This window comes from Streptococcus sp. HMSC073A12, assembly GCF_001812815.1.
Lineage (GTDB): Bacteria > Bacillota > Bacilli > Lactobacillales > Streptococcaceae > Streptococcus > Streptococcus vaginalis.
Genome location: NZ_KV810527.1, coordinates 101,062 through 118,446, shown reverse-complemented (window position 1 = coordinate 118,446; position 17,385 = coordinate 101,062). Strand labels below are relative to the sequence as shown.

Here is a 17,385-nt window from a genome sequence, read left to right as displayed (position 1 = left end):
AATGTTGAGAATATGGTACAATAATCAGTATGAAAAAAGAAAAAGTAACTCTCACAATTTCTCAATTCCCAGAAGAATTACGAATATATACAGAGAAAGCCACTTTGTATGACAGTTCTTCCCACTCAGGCGCAACCGTGCTTTATCTAGACACAAGCTACTATCTTAAAATAGACCAAAAAGGAAAGCTAGCACGAGAGGCACAATGTGCTAAATGGTTTGACAAACAAGGGCTCGGTGTTCCTGTATTGACATACATCAGCCAAGACAGGGACTACTTGCTCACTAAAGAAGCATCCGGCATATCAGGATTGGAAGTGCTAGACCAACCAGAAGTCCTCTGCCAAACCATGGCAACAGCGCTAAGACAGCTCCATAACCTCCAACCAGTCCACTTTCCCACAAACTCACTTCTAAAGAACTATATTCAGCTAGCGGAAGAGAATTATCAAAAAGGGCTTTTCTATGAAAAAGCTCTCCTGCCACAATTTCAGATTCGCAGTAGAAAAGGAGCCTATCAGCTTATCCAAGAACAGGGACATCTTCTTACAAGAGATGCATTTATTCACGGTGACGCTTGTTTGCCCAACTTTATCTTAAAAGACGCTAAGACGTTCTCCTGTTTCATTGATGTTGGGCTATCTGGCTTTAGCGATCGCCACATTGACCTTTACTGGGCTATCTGGTCACTGAATTATAATCTAGGCAATCCAAAATATGGCGACCTATTTTTGGACTACTATGGTCGAGAAAATATCAACTCCGAGAAATTACGACTTATCGCAGCTTTTGAAGCATTTGGCTAATAGTCACACTTACTATCCCATTCATTAGCTCCAAATTTCACACAAGTTATCGAAAGAATGATTATGAAAATCACTAAAATTGAAAAGAAAAAGCGTCTCTATCTTTTAGAATTGGACGAAACTGACAAAATTTACATCACTGAAGATACTATCGTTCACTTTATGTTATCAAAAGGCATGAACATTAGTGAGCAAGAATTAAAAGAAATTCAGAACTACGCACAGTTTTCTTACGGAAAAAATCTAGCTTTATATTATCTTTCTTTCAAGCAAAGAACTGTCAAAGAAGTGCGGGATTATTTGACAAAACACGAGATTTCCTTAGATACTATCGAGAAAGTCCTAACGATTCTCATAAAAGATAATTGGATAGATGACAGACAATATGCTTATTCCTTTATTCATTCCAATCTTCTATCTGGTGATAAAGGTGCTTTTGTCCTCAAGCAAAAATTGGCTCAAAAAGGTATCACAGCTCCTATTATTGATGAAGAATTATGCAAATTTGATTTTACAGAAGTAAGCCAAAAAGTCGCTGCAAAACTACTCCGCAACTATCAAAGCAAACTACCAAGTAAGGCCCTGCAGGATAAAATTCTTCAATCTATGTTGAGCAAAGGCTTTTCCTATACCGAAGCTAAGGCAGCTTATCAAACCTTAGACATCAAAGAAGATGAGGAAATTCAGCAGAAATTACTGTACAAAGAATTAGACAAGCAATACCGCAAATATTCTAAAAAATATGACGAATATGAGTTAAAACAACGCCTCACCCAAGCACTCGCACGCAAAGGCTATGATTTCTCCGACATTGCAAGCGCTCTCAAAGAATATCTACAAAAAATGTAAGGTTTATTTATGTTTTTTCATGAAAATATGTTACAATAAAAGCGATAACCTGATAAATTGTAGAAAGTTGGTAGATGATGAAGCTTCCAAAAGAAGGCGACTTTATTACAATTCAAAGTTATAAGCATAATGGAAGTCTGCACCGCACTTGGCGCGACACCATGGTACTAAAAACAACAGAAAACGCCATTATTGGTGTCAACGACCATACCTTGGTCACAGAAAGTGACGGGCGGCGTTGGGTGACACGCGAGCCAGCTATTGTCTATTTTCATAAAAAATATTGGTTTAACATTATCGCTATGATTCGCGAAAATGGGATTTCCTACTATTGCAATCTAGCCAGTCCCTATTATCTTGATGCAGAAGCATTAAAATACATAGATTATGATTTAGATGTCAAAGTCTTCACCAATGGTGAAAAGCGATTGCTGGATGTAGATGAATACGAGCGCCACAAGCGGCAAATGAACTACTCCACTGATTTAGATTACATTCTCAAGGAGAATGTGAAAATCTTAGTAGACTGGATTAATAATGAGCGTGGACCTTTTTCACAAGCCTATGTCAATATTTGGTACAAACGTTATGTAGAACTAAAGAATCGCTAAAGTTGCCAAGGGACCTCTGGTCCTTTTTGATTTTCAAAGAACAATTTCTTGCAATTCAAGCTTATTTTATGTATCATATAGAAAATACTTTGATGAATTAGCACAGAAAGGAAGGAACAATGGCTTTTACAAATACACGTGGACGTTATGCCAGCTTTGGCGTTGTAACAAGTTTGCCAGATGACATTATTGATTCTTTCTGGTACATCATTGATAATTTTTTAAAAGGTGTGTTTGAATTAGATGAGCTTCTTCGATTTGAACTCATCAACCGTCAAGGAAAATTAACATTTCGATTTTCCGAAACAAGTCTGTCAACTACTGTCTCTTTTGATTTTAATGACGCTTTCGATCCATTTTTTCCGAGAGAAATCTTTGTAACGGACAACAAGGGAAAAGAAACCATTATGCTGCCAGATGAATATGCTTTAATGTGATAGTGACCTGAACAAAGAATACAGAATTGATATCCACCTGAAAATGTATGAGAATAAATAACCCCCCTCAATAAGGTACTCACAACAATCTCTTATTGAGGGGGTCTTTTATGTGAAAATATCACAATTCTTGTCATTTGGTTTCTTCTTTTGATTGATTCAGAAAATCCATTGCTTCCTTTGTCCAAGTCGACAAACTTTTGGCGAGCGGTGCAAAACCAATCTTGTAACGGTCATTTGAAAAGCGATGGCGTTTAGGCAAATGATGCTTCTCTTCTTCCAGAGTTCTCATTGACAAACTAGCCTTACCCGAAAATTCATCATAGTCCATCACCTGCACCAATACTTGATCGTCGACATGCAGAATTTCATGGATATTTTCGATATATCCTGTCCGAATTTCTGAGATATGAATCAATCCCATGTCACCCGTTTCTAGTTCCACAAAAGCACCATAAGGCTGAATACCAGTAATTTGGCCTTTTAGTTTTTCACCAATTTTCATCTCAATCCTCAACTTTAATGGTTTCAATCACGACATCCTCAAGCGGTTTATCCATTGCACCAGTTTCAACTGCCGCAATCTTATCTAACACTTGATAAGAAGCTTCATCTAGCAATTGACCAAATACAGTATGCCTACGATCCAAATGCGGCGTTCCACCTTTGCTTGCATAAATTTCAGCAATCGGTGCTGGCCAACCACCCCGTTCCAATTCCTTTTGTGCATAAGGAATCTTGCTATTTTGCACGATGAAAAATTGACTGCCATTTGTATTTGGACCAGCATTAGCCATTGAAAGTGCTCCACGGATATTATACAATTCTGGTGAAAATTCATCTTCAAACTTTTCACCATAAATGGATTCGCCACCCATACCCGTACCAGTTGGATCTCCACCTTGAATCATGAAATCCTTGATAATGCGGTGGAAAATCACGCCATCATAGTAGCCATCCTTTGACAAAGCGATAAAATTCGCTACTGTCTTCGGCGCTTGCTCTGGAAATAGTTGAATTTTCAAATCTCCGTGGTTGGTTTTAATAGTCGCTTTCGGACCTTTCGCTAATTCAATCGTTGTTTGTGGAAAATGCAATTCTTTTTCTACCATTCCTAACTCCTCTAAGGCATAAAAAATGCCGTCTTCTTCTACTGTTTTTGTCACAAAGTCAGCCTTTGCTTTGATCTTTTCATGGGAAATGCCCATAGCAACGCTGATACCTGCATAATCAAATAATTCTAAATCATTAAGCTCGTCTCCGAAAACCATGACATTTTCAGGTTTCAATCCTAGATGCTCCACAACTGTCGCAACTCCAGATGCTTTTGAACCATTTGTTAGAACTACATCTGATGAATGTGGATGCCAGCGAACCAATCGTAACTGTTCTTCTAACTCTTTAGGCAATTGCAAGCTATCTCCAATATCTTCAAATGTCCACATTTGATAAACGTTGTGATCTTGATAAAAATCTGGCTGAATAGGTAAATTAGGATAAACAATATCAATGGCTTCGTCAATAAGCGGTGTTCGCATCGAAAGCGCTGCCTCATGACTACCAACGAGGCCAAAGTCAATCCCAACTTCCTTCGTCCAAGCGATATAAGTTTCTACTAAATTTCGATCAATCGGGGTTTGCGCAATAACCTTTCCTGCTTTATCTTCAATATAGGACCCATTCAAGGTGACAAAAAAATCAGGCTGCAACGCTTTCAACTCCGGCACCACACCAAAAATTCCTCTCCCTGAAGCAATTCCCGTCAAAATTCCTTTTTCTTTTAATTGTTTAAAAACCGTTTTGATCGATTCTGGAATGTAGCCAGTTGCTTTTACTCGCAAGGTATCATCAATATCAAAAAAGACGATTTTGATCTTCTTGGATTTGTATTTTAATTTTGCGTCCATAATCTCCCTCTAGCAATTATTCTGTTTTCTATTATACCACTAAATGTCATCTTGTGGGACAAGGTGATGTTGGAAAGCATAAACAACAGCTTGTGTACGATCGCTCACTTCTAGCTTTGATAAGATATTGGACACATGTGTTTTCACTGTCTTTAAAGAAATAAATAATTCATCTGCTATGCGTTGATTTTCATAACCTTTTGCCAGTAGTCCTAAAATATCTCGCTCACGCGCAGTCAAATCTTCGTGCAATTCAATATGATTTCGATGATATTCTACTTTTTGGCTGACTTCTGTTTCAATAGCAAGTTCACCCTTGGCTACTTTTCGGACCGCTCGTAAAATATCATCCGCGCTAGAAGTTTTGAGCATATATCCTTTAGCACCCGCATCTAAAACCGGATAAATTTTTTCATTATCCAAATAAGAAGTCAAAATGAGAATTTTAGCTTCAGGCCATTCTTTTAAAATAGCAAGTGTCGCTTCAATCCCACTCATTTCAGGCATGACAATGTCCATCATAATCACATCTGGACGCAACTCCAAAGCTCTTTCAACTCCTTCGCGACCATTTGAAGCTTCTGCCACTACATCCACATCGTCTTGTAAATCCAAATAACCTTTTAAGCCAAGTCTTACCATTTCATGGTCATCTACTAATAAAATCTGCATCCTAAGCTCCTTTCAATAACGGCACACGAATGTCAATTGCCACTCCCTGCTTCGGAGCGGTTAAAATTTGCATTGTTCCTGCCATATCATTTACTCTTTCTTCCATATTTTTCAAACCATAGCTCAATTCATCAGGCGAGGTATGCTCAAAGCCAATTCCATCATCTGTCATTTTCAACTGCAATTCATTCCGAGTTTGATACAAATAAACATCTAAATGATTCGCATTTGCATGACGGAGCGTGTTACTGATAATTTCCTGAGCAATTCTAAAAATATGCTCCTCAATCTGTTTCGGTAATTTTTGCACATCATGGTGAAAACTTACCTCAATATCGCTTTTATCTGATAGCTCTTTCAAAATGAGGTTCAGCCCTTCAACCAAGCTTTTCCCTTCCAACTCTGTCGGCCTCAAATGTAAAAGCAAGATACGCAAATCCCTCTGAGCAGTATTTAAAATTCCTGATACACCCGTCAATTGTTTTGATAATGCATCTGTATCTAAATTCTCCACTTGACCTGTCACACCTGACAAAATCATATTGGCAGCAAAAAGTTCTTGACTGACCGTATCATGTAAGTCACGCGCCATTCTCTTGCGTTCTTTCTCAATAATCGTCTCCTCATTTTGCAGGGCGCGGTTCTCTGACTTTTGCAGATTTTCTGTCAAATGAGTTAATTTCTCTGAAATCTGCCGAAAAGAGACATCAATTTCAGGCTGATGAATCTCTTGCAATTCTCGACCTTCTAAAACATTTTTTAGGTTTGTTTGAATGGTAGACAAAGTGACCATTTGAATCACTTTAACACCTAAAATCATCAGCATCGTCAGAGATAAAGTCAGCACAATTACAAAGAGACTAAATTTTTCTAGCCACTCTACATTACTAAAAATCAGTTGCCAGTCAAAATTAAATAGACTAAAAATATAATGAATAATGAGTCCTAAAATGAGTAGGGAATAAAAGCTAATCAAAAGGTAGTAGACTTTTTTCATTTGCGAACCACCTCAACATTCCCTACAAACGTTGACAGGACAATTTTGACGCTTTTATGTGATCGCTTGAAGTCCGGTGTCGTTAGGCTGATACTTTCATTTCGCAATTCATAAACAGGTTGATCTAAAAACTGCAATTCACCATATAGATTATTCACTTTCAGGCTAACTGCCACATCAACTGGCACGATGATTTTTGTATTTCCAAAAAATTTTCGCAAAATAATCACATTATCATGGTTTGTGATAATGACTTGTTCCAAATGAATCGTATCTTTACCCATAAGACGGAAAAGATTGATGTCATCAAATCGACAGGTATCTGATGAGCCAAAATGATGAAGATTTCCCAACCATTGATTTTTTTCACGTTTTTGTTCTACTGCATCATCAAAGATGAGATTCGTCACTCCATTTTCTTTATAAATGTAAGGATAAGCCACAATCATGCCATAAATGACCGCAAAGAGCAAGGCAGCAATGACATAAGGATTGAGCATAATAATGAAAAAAAGCAATATAGTAGAAGTTACTAGCAGAAAATTTCCTCTTTGTTTACCAAAATAATAATAGAGTAGTAACAAGAAAAGCACCAAAAAAAGAATAACACGTGAAAAGTGACCAGACAAAATCGTCACTAATGCAAATGTTAATAGAATAGATTCAACAAAGATAAAAAATTGGATCTTTCTCATAGCCTCGATACCTTTCTGCTTCTATTGTATCAAAAACTTTTAAAAATTCCTCCGGCTAAGGTATGAAAAGAAGGGAGTGAACTGGAAGAAAATATTTTAAAGTTCTAGTTTGTAGTCCTAGAAGCTAACATTTTTAATTACAATATACTGGATAAACTTGATTGAGCAGAAGCAATGCTTATCAATGATGTAAAACGAGTGTAAAAAAAGAGGGAGGGGAAATCGGTTTAACAAAACTACGATTTTATCCTCTCTCTTTTTTAATTACTTGCACTAGCACTTGTGTCTGGTGTTTTTGAGCTGCTCCCATCATTACCACTAGCTGACGAACTGCTAGAGGATGGGCTAGTTTTATCTGAGCTGCTATCAGATTGTGAACTACTTTCAGATGTTGAAGAATCTTCGGTTTTTGGCTCATATACATATAAGACAATGCGATCACTCTTCAAATTCAAAGACTGACCAGCTTCTGGGGTTTGTCTGATAATCGTATTTGCCTGTGTACCCGTTGGAGCTGTTGTAATCGAACGTTTTTCAATATTCGCACCTTGAATACCAATCACTTCCGTCAAATTATTATAAGCAAATTCATAGGTTGAACTGATATAGCTTGGCATCGTGACACTTGAAACGGACTTCGCTACTTTTAACGTAATACGGGTCTTTGAAGTCAAATCATAAGTGCTGCCTGCTGCTGGTGTTTGATCAACAACTGTTCCTGCCGCATACTCACTACTCTCAACTTCTTCTGTTTTAATTAAACCTTTTGAAACCTTGTATTTTTGTACCAGATTGTTGATGGCATCTGCTCTTTTCTGACCTTTATAATCTTCCATAATAAAAGTTTTAGTCCCTTTTGAGACAATCAGATCCACCGTACTGCCCTCACGACGTTGCGTTCCCGCTTCTGGATTGGTGCGAATGACTGAATCTTTTTTAACAGAATCACTGTATTCGTCTTTTTCCTTGCCAACTTTCAAACCTGCAGTTTCGATTGCAGAACGTGCTTGGGCAATAGTTTTTCCAGTAACATCTGGAATTTTTACATTTGATGGACTCAAATAGACCAAAGCCACCAGAGCTGCGATAACTAAAACCACTGCTGATAACAAAACTTTATAGCGTGTTCTTAAACGGCGCTTCTTTTTTGCTTTTGGCTTAGGCGTAGGTTTACTACTGACTGCTTCTTTTGTGGGAGCAGGTGTTGGCTTCGTCGCAGAAGTCAAAGTATTTTGTGACACTTTCGGCAGTGTCTTTGTGTCTGCCTTAGCCGTGTCATCAAAAACTAGTTTTTTCTCATTTCGACGGTCAGCAGATAAACAGCTTGATAAATCCACATACATTTCTGCAACTGACTGATAACGATCCGTCAATTTTTTTGCCGTTGCCTTGATGACTACATTTTCCAATGCCTGTGGAACGTTTGGATTTTCAGCAATAATGGACGGTAGAGGCTTTTGGAAATGCTGTAGGGCAATCGTAACAGCACTATCTCCATCATAAGGGATATGTCCTGTCAGCATTTCATAGAAAATAATCCCCATGGCATAAATATCACTCTGAACGGTCGCTTTTGAACCACGCGCCTGTTCTGGTGACAAATAATGTACAGACCCCAACATAGAGTTGGTTTGCGTTAAACTCGTTTCTGCAAAAGCTACCGCAATTCCAAAGTCAGTGACTTTTGCATCGCCATCTGGAGTTAAAAGGACATTTTGAGGTTTCAAATCACGGTGAACAATCCCATGCGTGTGCGCCAAACGCATCGCTAAAAGGATTTGTCCCATGATTCGAACCGCTTCTTCATTAGACAAAGGAGCATGCTCTTTGATATAGCGTTTTAAGTCAAGTCCAGCCACATATTCCATTGCTAAATACTGCTGGCCTTCTTCTTCTCCAATGTCGGTAATCCGGACAATATGAGGATGATCCAAGTCTGCCATGGCGCGTGCTTCTCTTTGAAAACGTGCTACAGCAATCGGATCTGTCTGGTAATTGGTTCTTAGAACCTTAACTGCGACTTCTTCCCCGTCTAAAATCAAGTCTTTCGCCAAGTAGACATCTGCCATACCTCCTCGGCCAATTTGTTTGATGATTCTATATCGTCCGGCAAATATCTTGCCGACTTGAATCATTCTGCGTCCTCCTTATGATAATGAACCAGGGCAACTGTAATATTGTCCAGACCGCCTGCATTATTTGCAAAGCGAATCAAGGTTTCCGCTTTTTCTGAAAGAGCAATATCGCTTGTCATAATATCATAAATTTCACTTTCTGAAATCATATTGGACAAACCATCGCTATTCAAAATAATGTAATCATCATCTTCTAAGCTAATCATGCCAACATCAGGCTGCACTTCGCCTCTTTGACCGATTGATTGCGTGATGATGTTGCGTTGTGGGTGACGTTCTGCTTCCTCAGGTGTAATTTGTCCTGCTTTGAGCAATTCATTCACCAAAGAATGGTCGTTTGTCAACTGCTTATAACTATCACCACGCACCAAACCAATACGAGAATCTCCTACATGAGCATAAATTGCTTGATTGCCAATAATTGCTAAGGCTTCAAGCGTCGTTCCCATGCCTTTATATTCTTCATCTTGACCAAATTGATGAACTTTTTGATTTTCTGTTTCGAGATGTTCTGCGAACCACTCACGAACGCCGTTAATGGAATCAATTTGAGTATCCACCCAAGCGGCACCGAGGTCTGTTACTGCCATTTCACTAGCAATATTACCGGCACGGTGACCTCCCATACCATCTGCTAAAAGAACCATTGTCATACCGGCACGATTAACAAATTGATTGGCATAATCTTGATTATTTGTACGCTTCTGACCAACATCTGTTAATAATGAAATTTCCATACTGTCAGTTTCCTCCTATTAGGATATTCGTTTGAATTGACTGATGAAAAATCCGTCACTTCCATACAATTCTGGCGTAATTAAAATACAGCCATCTTTTAGAATATCCTGTCTATTATGTTCTAGTTTTACCTGTTTAAAATTTGGATGAGCTGCCAAAAACTGCTCAACAACTTGAAAATTTTCTTGCGAAACAATCGTACAGGTACTGTAAGTTATTATACCACCTTTTCGCAAGCTTTGACAAACACTATCCAGTATCTCAAGCTGAATTTTTTGCAACGAGGCAAAATCTGCATTTTCTTTATTGTATTTAATATCTGGTTTCCGTCGGATTAGACCAATTCCTGAACACGGCGCATCTACTAAAATTTTATCAAAGGCGTCTGCTCCAAAAGTTTCAAAAACCTTTCTCGCATCTAGCTTTTTCGTAATCACTTTATCTGCCACACCTAAGCGCTGTGCATTTTCTTTTATCAGAGCCAACTTATGCTCATAGAGATCTAATGCCGTGACCTGTCCTGTCGTTAAGTAAGAAGCAATGTGCATGGTTTTACCACCGGGTGCACTGCATGCGTCTAACACTTTTTCATCGCCGCGCAATTCAAGAGTTGGCGCAACCAATTGGCTAGATTCGTCTTGAATAGTAGTAGCACCTTCCTCAAACAAGGCATGCCCTGCAAAATGACCGTGGCTTTTCACCAACGCACTCGGAGCTAATAGCGAATCTTCTGCCTGCAACAGTTGTTTTAATTCTTCTTTACGGCTTAGGTCCACTACTCGAACGCTGGCTTTATTTCGAAGAAATAAACTCTCAAAAATGGCTAGAGCTCGTTTTTCACCGTACTCTTCAATCAGCACTTTAACCAGCCAAACTGGCAGAGAATACTGAATAGAATAGCGTTTGTTTTTACGTTTAATACTGCCTATATCTGCCACACCGTTCCGCAATAGTCTTCGCAGCACTGCATTGACGAACTTTTCGCTTCCCTTTTTTCGTGCCTTTGCCAGCTCCACCGCTTCATTGACGACCGCATGCGCTGGAATTTTATCAAGATACTGTATTTGATACAAACTCATCAACAAAAGAATATAAAGCCAGGAATCCAACTTATCTCGATTTTCAATAACATGAGACAAATACCATTCTAAAGTGATTTTACGTGCAACCGTTCCATAGACGATTTCTGTTACAAGCCCTTTATCAACAGAACTTAAAGGCGCCTCTAGCAAAGCCTGATTAAGAGCGATATTAGAATAAGCTCCCTCTGAGAAAACCTCTTCTAAAACAGCAAGAGCCGTTTGCCGCGCTGTTTTTATTTTATTGACCAAAGAAATCACCTACTGATAATTGCCGCCCCAGACCATTCAGAAAATCAATGATAGTCATTTTGGACTTTCCAGCTGGCTGTACTGTTTGAAGAGAAAGTGCACCTTCACCAGTTGCCACAATCAATTCTTTTTTTCCGATAACAAGGATTTCTCCAGCTTGTCCTAAGCCCTCTACTGGAGTAGCTTCGTAAATTTTAAAACGTTCTCCATTTAAAAGCGTATGTGCCACTGGCCAAGGATTCATTCCTCGAATTTGGTTAAAAATTTGGTGATTTGTCTTAGTCCAGTCAATTCTCTCCTTTTCTGGTAAAATATTTGGTGAAAAGGTAACTTGATTTTTGTCTTGCGGAACTGGTTTTAAATCTCCAGCTAGATAACTAGGCAAGCTCTCAAGTAGCAAATCGCGTCCGACCAACGCTAACTTTTCAAACATCGTCCCAACATTGTCTGTTTCCTCAATAGGAATCGCTCGACGCGCAATCATATCACCCGCATCCATCTCTTTGACCATTTCCATAATAGTCACACCGGCTTCTTTGTCACCATTGATAATGGCGTAGTGAATGGGAGCTCCTCCGCGATATTTTGGTAACAACGAAGCATGCACATTGACGGCAAAATTGACCGAATCTAGCAATTTGCTTGGTAAAAATTGACCGAAAGCTGCTGTGACGATACCATCAGCGTTTAAATTCAGCAAACTATCTAATTCAGCACTTTTAGACAATTTCTCTGGCTGATAGATTGGTAAGCCATAGTCTAAAGCCAGTTCTTTAACAGGCGTCATGCGGATTTCTTTTTTACGTCCTACTGCGCGATCTGGCTGTGTAACTACTGCCAAAATCTCGTACTGTTTGCTTTCCAGCAATCCTTTAAGCACCGTTGCAGAAAAATCTGGCGTTCCCATAAAAATAATGTTTGTCATGGTTTCCTCATATTCTTTTTTACTATTATATCAGAAGAAGTCGTGTATTTCTTTAAAAAAGGCTAAAATAAGGCTATATAAAACTTTGTGGTTCATGGTCTATGCTTAAACGTAAGTCCTTATTGACCTTTTCTTGAGTCCAATCCAAAATCTGATTCAACACATCTTGCAAATGCTCTTCAAAACGGTATTTAATAATCAATTGATAGTGATATAGGTTGTGAGTGCGGGCAATCGGCTTAGGAGTTGGTCCTAATATCTGAACTTTGTCTGACAAGCCAGAACGTATCATATTTAAAACTTCGTATGACTTTTTAACAACCTCTGCTTCCATTTTATGAGACAAGGTAAGTCCCACCGTAAAATAATAAGGTGGATAGGCCAACTGCTTTCTAATACTCATTTCATAAGCATAAAAGCCCTCATAATCCTGATTTTTCGCAAAAGTAATCGCATAATGCTTCGGATTGTAACTTTGAATAATCACATGACCTTCCTTTTCAGCTCGTCCTGCACGCCCAGCAACCTGAGTTAAGAGTTGAAAGGTGCGCTCAGATGAACGAAAATCTGGCAAATTCAAAGCCGTATCCGCATTGAGCACTCCCACGAGAGTAACATTTGGAAAATCCAGACCCTTTGCAATCATCTGGGTTCCCAGCAAAATATCTGCCTGTCCGTCTCCAAACTCTTTGAGAATTTGTTCATGACTGCCCTTTTTCCGAGTAGTATCAATATCCATTCTCAAAATACGAGCCTGCGGAAAGGCTTCTGCTAATTCATCATAGGCTTTTTGCGTCCCAGTCCCATAGTAACGAATGCTCCTGCTGGAGCAATTCGAGCAACTGTGGGGAATCCCTTTTGAGAAACCACAATAGTGACAATTCATACTTTTCGTATCCATATGCAAGGTCAAGGAAATATCGCAGTTTGGACAGGTGTCAACCGTTCCGCATTCACGACACATGACAAAACTAGAATAGCCACGTCGGTTTAACATCAAGACAACCTGTTCTTTCTTATCTAGTCGATCTTGGATTGCCTCTAACAGAACAGGCGTGAAATTACTAGCTTCATTCTGTCCAATATAATCACGAAAATCCACAATTTCCACTTCAGGAATCTGAGCCTGCGGATTTGCTCGCTTGGTCAATTGCAAAAAGTGATACACACCTTTGCCAGCCCGCGCTCTGCTTTCTAAACTCGGCGTCGCCGACCCCAACACCAGAACGGCTTGATTGTACTTTGCACGTAGTAAAGCGACATCTCGCGCATGATAGCGTGGGTTGGAGTCTTGCTTGTAACTCGCTTCATGTTCCTCATCAATGATAATTGCACCAATATTTTTTAACGGAGCAAAAATAGCAGAACGAGCACCAACAACCACTTGTGCTGTTCCTCGCTCAACTTTGCGCCATTCATCATACCTTTCTCCATTTGAAAGACCTGAGTGAAGAATGGCTACTTTCTTTCCAAAACGCGAAATGAAGCGGTTTGTAACTTGTGGTGTCAAGGAAATTTCAGGCACTAACATAATGGCTGTCTTGCCACGGCTGAGCGCCTCTTGAATGACCTGCAAATAAACCTCCGTCTTACCGCTACCTGTCACTCCTTCTAGTAGAAATGGCTTGCCGTCATGCCCGATCTGCTGCGTGATAGCTTGAACCGCAGCTTCCTGCTCTTCATTTAGCACCAAGGCAGAAGTCGCTGAAATATTTTCAAAATAAGCCTCAGAACGACTCACCTCTTTTTCAACGATTTGCAAAGCTGCTTGCTCTATAAAATAGTGAATAATTTCCCGTGAAAATGTTTCTTTCAAATCTGCTAAACGGTGCATTCCAGTCTGAACTTGCAAAATGTCTCGCAAGGCTTGCTTTTTTGTCGCCCGATTAGGAATGACCAATTGAGCTAAAATCTCGTGATTAACCTGATACCATTTTTCTGTTTTGATATGTTTTTGGTCTATCGCTTGGTATTCTACCTGAATCGCCCCTTGCCGTGTCAAACGCATCACCTTAGCCTGCAATTCTTTATCAAGCGATGAGAAATGTTGCTGATCTGCATTGCCAAAAATGAGCAGTCGATCTTCTTCATTCAAAGAGGGTTGAGCATGAAGAATTTTATCATAGCTGGAGTTCAGAAACCCCGGCAACATAGCTTTTAAAATTGAAATTTTGTAAGAAAAGACAGATTTTCTCAATTCTTCTGCCAGCCACAGCTGCTCCTCATTTAAAACTGGTGTAAAGTCTAACACTTCCACGATTTCCTTCAATTCTGTTGTCGTTTCTTCTGCTAGCTCTACGACAATCCCTTGAATCAAGCGATTGGCTTTCCCAAAAGGCACATGCACACGCATGCCAATTTCTAACATAGTCGAAAATTCTTTCGGCACCGCATAACTATAAGGTTTATCTGTCTGCATTAGAGGAACATCCACAATGACTTTTGCAATCTGCACTTTCTCACCACCTCTCATTTATCAGTAAAAGAAAAAATAAGATTGAGCTGACCCAACCTTAAATTTTTTCACCCTCTTCTTTTTCCTTCGCAATTTGTTCTTTGATTTTACGCTCTTCTTCTTCTCTGCGCAAGCGTTCTTCCTCAGCACGTCGACGAACTGCTTCTCGCTTGCCTTCAGGATCTGGGTGAATCCCGACATTGCCAGATTCGATTTCTTCTAAAGCACGAAGTGTTGATTTGACAGACTTAAACTCTTGAGTCGGAGCTGCTCCTTCTTCCAATTCATGAGCACGTTTTGCTTCAAGAATCACCAAGGAGTATTTTGAAGGCACCTTATCAAGCAAGGTGTCAATTGAAGGTTTTAACATCATAATTCTTTACCTAATTTCTAAATTCTTATCTTACTGAAAGTTGTTCTGACAGCATATCTTGATAGTGACCGATGACACGTTCCACTCGAAAATGCTCTGCTTCAATAACGCGCTTGACACGTTCCGCTGCTAACGGAACTTCATCATTGACAATGGCATAATCATATTCGCGCATGAGAGCAATTTCTTCTCTTGCTTTGGCAATGCGTTTGGCGATTACTTCGGCACTATCTGTTCCACGTCCCACTAAGCGATCTTGTAATTCTGCCAAATCAGGTGGCGTCAAAAAGATAAAGACAGCATCCGGCACTTTTTTCTTCACCTGAAGCGCCCCTTGAACTTCAATCTCAAGGAAAACATCAATCCCTTTATCCAAAGTTTCATTCACATAGGTCAAAGGAGTTCCATAGTAGTTGCCAACATACTCTGCATACTCTAACATCTGACCTTGCCGAATCAACTCCTCAAACTCTTCGCGCGTACGGAAAAAATAGTCAACTCCGTCCACTTCACCAGGACGTTGAGCACGAGTTGTCATGGACACAGAGTATTGAAACTGATTATCCGAGCTTTCAAAAATCTCACGTCGAACCGTTCCCTTCCCCACACCTGAGGGACCAGAAAAAACGATTAACAAGCCACGATCCGCCATCATATCTCCTTCATTGTCTTTCTATCTAGTGTAACAAAAAAGCAGTATTTTTTCAACTGCTTTTTCGCATAGATATGTGCTTGTTTTTGAAAATCAATATAGGCATCATTTGCTTACAGGGAGCTGCACATCATAGATGAGTAGCTCATGTTAAGCAAGGTCTATTTTGCATAATCTACAGCACGCATTTCCCGAATGACCGTTACTTTGATATTTCCTGGATATTCGAGGTTGTTTTCAATCTTTTCACGCACATCATGAGCCAAGATAGTAATCTTATCGTCTTTGATTTGACCAGGATTGACCATAATCCGAATCTCACGACCTGCTTGTAAGGCAAAACTATTTTTCACACCTTCAAAACTATTGGCAATTTCTTCCAAATCTTGCAGGCGCTTGATATAGCTTTCAAGGGATTCGCTACGAGCACCTGGACGAGCCGCACTAAGTGCATCAGCTGCTGCAACAATAACTGCAATCACACTTTCAGGTTCTACATCACCGTGGTGACTAGCAATTGTATTGACCACAATTGGATGTTCCTTATACTTACGAGCCAATTCTGTTCCAATTTCCACATGGCTACCTTCCACTTCACGGTCAATAGCCTTTCCAATATCGTGAAGGAAGCCTGCACGGCGAGCTAAGTTAGCATTTTCACCGAGTTCACTTGCAATGACACCAGACAACTTAGCAACTTCAACAGAATGACGCAATACATTTTGCCCATATGACGTACGGAATTGCAAGCGTCCCATAATCTTCATCAAATCCGGATGTAAGTTTGGTGCACCGATTTCATAAGCCGCTGCTTCACCATATTCACGAATCTTATGGTCAATTTCCAGACGATTCTTCTCTACTAATTCTTCAATGCGAGCTGGGTGGATACGACCGTCTTTCAACAGGGCTTCCATTGTCATGCGTGCAATTTCACGTCGAATAGGATCAAAACCAGATAAAGTCACCACTTCTGGTGTGTCATCAATAATGACATCAATACCCGTTAAACTTTCAAAGGTTCGAATATTCCGACCTTCACGTCCAATAATGCGACCCTTCATCGTATCATCCGGCAGATGAACTGTTGAATTGGTTTGCTCCGCAACATAGTCACCTGCAATCCGTTGCATGGCTTGGACTAAAATATCCTTTGCCATTTTATCAGAACGTTCTTTGACTTCTTGCTCTGCTTCACGAATATGCATCGCAATTTCCTTTGATAACTTATCCTCAGTCTGAGTGAGAATGATGTCTCTGGCTTCAGTTTGTGAAAGTGAAGCAACACGCTCTAATTCTGCTTCTTTGTGCTGCTCCAACTCTGTCAGTTTGTTTTCACGCGCCTCAAGGTTTTTGTTTCTATCAGAAATACTTTGTTCTTTCTGCTCGAGTGTTTTTTCTTTGTTGGTTAAATTGTCATCTTTACGATCAAGACTTGTCGCACGTTCTGTCAAACGACTTTCCAATTGCTTCAATTCTTGACGATCAGATTTAAATTCTGCCTCAACTTCTTCTCGATATTTTCTGGCTTCTTCTTTTGCCTCTAACAGTGCTTCTTTTTTAAGGGATTTACTTTCGCGCTTCACTTCTTTTAATAACAAATCCGCTTCGCGCTCAGCTTGTCCACGTAAATTAGTTGCTTCTTGTTCAGCATTTAAAAGAGTAAGTTCCGCAGCTTCTTTCGCAGATTTCATGCGAACTGTGATACTTACATATCCAATGACTAAACCAATGATGACGGCAAAAACACCTGCAAAAATTATTTCCATGTTTTTACCTCAAATTATTGATATTGAATTGTA

At 39.6% G+C, this 17,385-nt stretch carries 17 protein-coding genes; 4 read left to right on the top strand and 13 right to left on the bottom strand.

The window, feature by feature from the left end; all coding sequences use genetic code 11:
• Window positions 1-29 precede the first annotated feature (29 nt).
• The 4 genes from HMPREF2876_RS01335 to HMPREF2876_RS01320 all read left to right on the top strand — a co-directional run bounded on the left by HMPREF2876_RS01335 (window position 30) and on the right by HMPREF2876_RS01320 (window position 2,703).
• Window positions 30-806 carry an aminoglycoside 3'-phosphotransferase gene (locus HMPREF2876_RS01335; protein ID WP_070583976.1) on the top strand — a complete coding sequence of 259 codons (777 nt, stop codon included), beginning with the start codon at window positions 30-32 and terminating at the stop codon, window positions 804-806.
• Window positions 807-869: 63 nt separating this feature from the next.
• Window positions 870-1,655, top strand: coding sequence for a recombination regulator RecX (recX, locus tag HMPREF2876_RS01330; protein WP_042754014.1), 786 nt, complete (start codon window positions 870-872; stop codon window positions 1,653-1,655).
• A gap of 77 nt (window positions 1,656-1,732) precedes the next feature.
• Window positions 1,733-2,266, top strand: a complete 534-nt coding sequence (locus HMPREF2876_RS01325; RefSeq protein ID WP_024052101.1) for a nucleoside tri-diphosphate phosphatase — start codon at window positions 1,733-1,735, stop codon at window positions 2,264-2,266.
• 119 nt (window positions 2,267-2,385) lie between these two features.
• A complete protein-coding gene (locus HMPREF2876_RS01320) occupies window positions 2,386-2,703 on the top strand; it encodes a DUF960 domain-containing protein (protein WP_024052102.1) in 318 nt (105 codons plus the stop codon).
• 133 nt (window positions 2,704-2,836) lie between these two features.
• On the opposite strand, the gene HMPREF2876_RS01315 is transcribed toward HMPREF2876_RS01320, so the two are convergent.
• From HMPREF2876_RS01315 to HMPREF2876_RS01255, 13 genes are all read right to left on the bottom strand, one after another.
• Window positions 2,837-3,208, bottom strand: a complete 372-nt coding sequence (locus tag HMPREF2876_RS01315) for a S1 RNA-binding domain-containing protein (protein WP_024052103.1) — start codon at window positions 3,206-3,208, stop codon at window positions 2,837-2,839.
• A 1-nt stretch (window position 3,209) separates the two neighbouring features.
• Window positions 3,210-4,610, bottom strand: coding sequence for a bifunctional Cof-type HAD-IIB family hydrolase/peptidylprolyl isomerase (locus HMPREF2876_RS01310; RefSeq protein ID WP_070241554.1), 1,401 nt, complete (start codon window positions 4,608-4,610; stop codon window positions 3,210-3,212).
• A gap of 39 nt (window positions 4,611-4,649) precedes the next feature.
• On the bottom strand, window positions 4,650-5,282 hold the full coding sequence (locus HMPREF2876_RS01305) for a response regulator transcription factor (protein WP_024052105.1): 633 nt from the start codon (window positions 5,280-5,282) through the stop codon (window positions 4,650-4,652).
• Between the two features lies 1 nt (window position 5,283).
• The gene (locus HMPREF2876_RS01300) at window positions 5,284-6,279 is read right to left on the bottom strand and encodes an envelope stress sensor histidine kinase LiaS (protein ID WP_070583974.1); all 996 of its coding nucleotides are present in this window, start codon (window positions 6,277-6,279) and stop codon (window positions 5,284-5,286) included.
• Window positions 6,276-6,974, bottom strand: coding sequence for a cell wall-active antibiotics response protein LiaF (gene liaF / locus HMPREF2876_RS01295; protein ID WP_024052107.1), 699 nt, complete (start codon window positions 6,972-6,974; stop codon window positions 6,276-6,278). The genes HMPREF2876_RS01300 and liaF overlap by 4 nt, the downstream gene beginning before the upstream one ends.
• 260 nt (window positions 6,975-7,234) lie before the next feature.
• Window positions 7,235-9,109 carry a Stk1 family PASTA domain-containing Ser/Thr kinase gene (gene pknB, locus HMPREF2876_RS01290; RefSeq protein WP_024052108.1) on the bottom strand — a complete coding sequence of 625 codons (1,875 nt, stop codon included), beginning with the start codon at window positions 9,107-9,109 and terminating at the stop codon, window positions 7,235-7,237.
• Window positions 9,106-9,846, bottom strand: a complete 741-nt coding sequence (locus HMPREF2876_RS01285) for a Stp1/IreP family PP2C-type Ser/Thr phosphatase (protein ID WP_022526377.1) — start codon at window positions 9,844-9,846, stop codon at window positions 9,106-9,108. Before HMPREF2876_RS01285 ends, pknB begins: the two co-directional genes overlap by 4 nt.
• 18 nt (window positions 9,847-9,864) lie before the next feature.
• Window positions 9,865-11,178 (bottom strand): 16S rRNA (cytosine(967)-C(5))-methyltransferase RsmB, encoded by a 1,314-nt coding sequence (gene rsmB / locus HMPREF2876_RS01280; protein ID WP_070583972.1) that lies wholly within the window; start codon window positions 11,176-11,178, stop codon window positions 9,865-9,867.
• Window positions 11,168-12,103 (bottom strand): methionyl-tRNA formyltransferase, encoded by a 936-nt coding sequence (gene fmt, locus HMPREF2876_RS01275; protein WP_024052110.1) that lies wholly within the window; start codon window positions 12,101-12,103, stop codon window positions 11,168-11,170. The genes rsmB and fmt overlap by 11 nt, the downstream gene beginning before the upstream one ends.
• A 73-nt stretch (window positions 12,104-12,176) precedes the next feature.
• Window positions 12,177-14,558: a primosomal protein N' gene (locus HMPREF2876_RS01270; RefSeq protein ID WP_070583970.1), complete on the bottom strand. Its 2,382-nt coding sequence runs from the start codon at window positions 14,556-14,558 to the stop codon at window positions 12,177-12,179.
• Window positions 14,559-14,616: 58 nt separating this feature from the next.
• Window positions 14,617-14,931, bottom strand: coding sequence for a DNA-directed RNA polymerase subunit omega (gene rpoZ, locus HMPREF2876_RS01265; RefSeq protein WP_003031464.1), 315 nt, complete (start codon window positions 14,929-14,931; stop codon window positions 14,617-14,619).
• Between the two features lie 25 nt (window positions 14,932-14,956).
• The gene (gmk, locus tag HMPREF2876_RS01260) at window positions 14,957-15,583 is read right to left on the bottom strand and encodes a guanylate kinase (protein WP_003043430.1); all 627 of its coding nucleotides are present in this window, start codon (window positions 15,581-15,583) and stop codon (window positions 14,957-14,959) included.
• Between the two features lie 161 nt (window positions 15,584-15,744).
• On the bottom strand, window positions 15,745-17,352 hold the full coding sequence (locus HMPREF2876_RS01255; protein WP_024052112.1) for a ribonuclease Y: 1,608 nt from the start codon (window positions 17,350-17,352) through the stop codon (window positions 15,745-15,747).
• Window positions 17,353-17,385 lie beyond the last annotated feature (33 nt).

Bases quoted from the DNA above. Each gene is read 5' to 3' on its own strand.
- HMPREF2876_RS01335 (WP_070583976.1), top strand. From the start codon at position 30: ATGAAAAAAGAAAAAGTAACTCTCACAATTTCTCAATTCCCAGAAGAA.
- recX (WP_042754014.1), top strand. From the start codon at position 870: ATGAAAATCACTAAAATTGAAAAGAAAAAGCGTCTCTATCTTTTAGAA.
- HMPREF2876_RS01325 (WP_024052101.1), top strand. From the start codon at position 1,733: ATGAAGCTTCCAAAAGAAGGCGACTTTATTACAATTCAAAGTTATAAG.
- HMPREF2876_RS01320 (WP_024052102.1), top strand. From the start codon at position 2,386: ATGGCTTTTACAAATACACGTGGACGTTATGCCAGCTTTGGCGTTGTA.
- HMPREF2876_RS01315 (WP_024052103.1), bottom strand. From the start codon at position 3,208: ATGAAAATTGGTGAAAAACTAAAAGGCCAAATTACTGGTATTCAGCCT.
- HMPREF2876_RS01310 (WP_070241554.1), bottom strand. From the start codon at position 4,610: ATGGACGCAAAATTAAAATACAAATCCAAGAAGATCAAAATCGTCTTT.
- HMPREF2876_RS01305 (WP_024052105.1), bottom strand. From the start codon at position 5,282: ATGCAGATTTTATTAGTAGATGACCATGAAATGGTAAGACTTGGCTTA.
- HMPREF2876_RS01300 (WP_070583974.1), bottom strand. From the start codon at position 6,279: ATGAAAAAAGTCTACTACCTTTTGATTAGCTTTTATTCCCTACTCATT.
- liaF (WP_024052107.1), bottom strand. From the start codon at position 6,974: ATGAGAAAGATCCAATTTTTTATCTTTGTTGAATCTATTCTATTAACA.
- pknB (WP_024052108.1), bottom strand. From the start codon at position 9,109: ATGATTCAAGTCGGCAAGATATTTGCCGGACGATATAGAATCATCAAA.
- HMPREF2876_RS01285 (WP_022526377.1), bottom strand. From the start codon at position 9,846: ATGGAAATTTCATTATTAACAGATGTTGGTCAGAAGCGTACAAATAAT.
- fmt (WP_024052110.1), bottom strand. From the start codon at position 12,103: ATGACAAACATTATTTTTATGGGAACGCCAGATTTTTCTGCAACGGTG.
- rpoZ (WP_003031464.1), bottom strand. From the start codon at position 14,931: ATGATGTTAAAACCTTCAATTGACACCTTGCTTGATAAGGTGCCTTCA.
- gmk (WP_003043430.1), bottom strand. From the start codon at position 15,583: ATGGCGGATCGTGGCTTGTTAATCGTTTTTTCTGGTCCCTCAGGTGTG.
- HMPREF2876_RS01255 (WP_024052112.1), bottom strand. From the start codon at position 17,352: ATGGAAATAATTTTTGCAGGTGTTTTTGCCGTCATCATTGGTTTAGTC.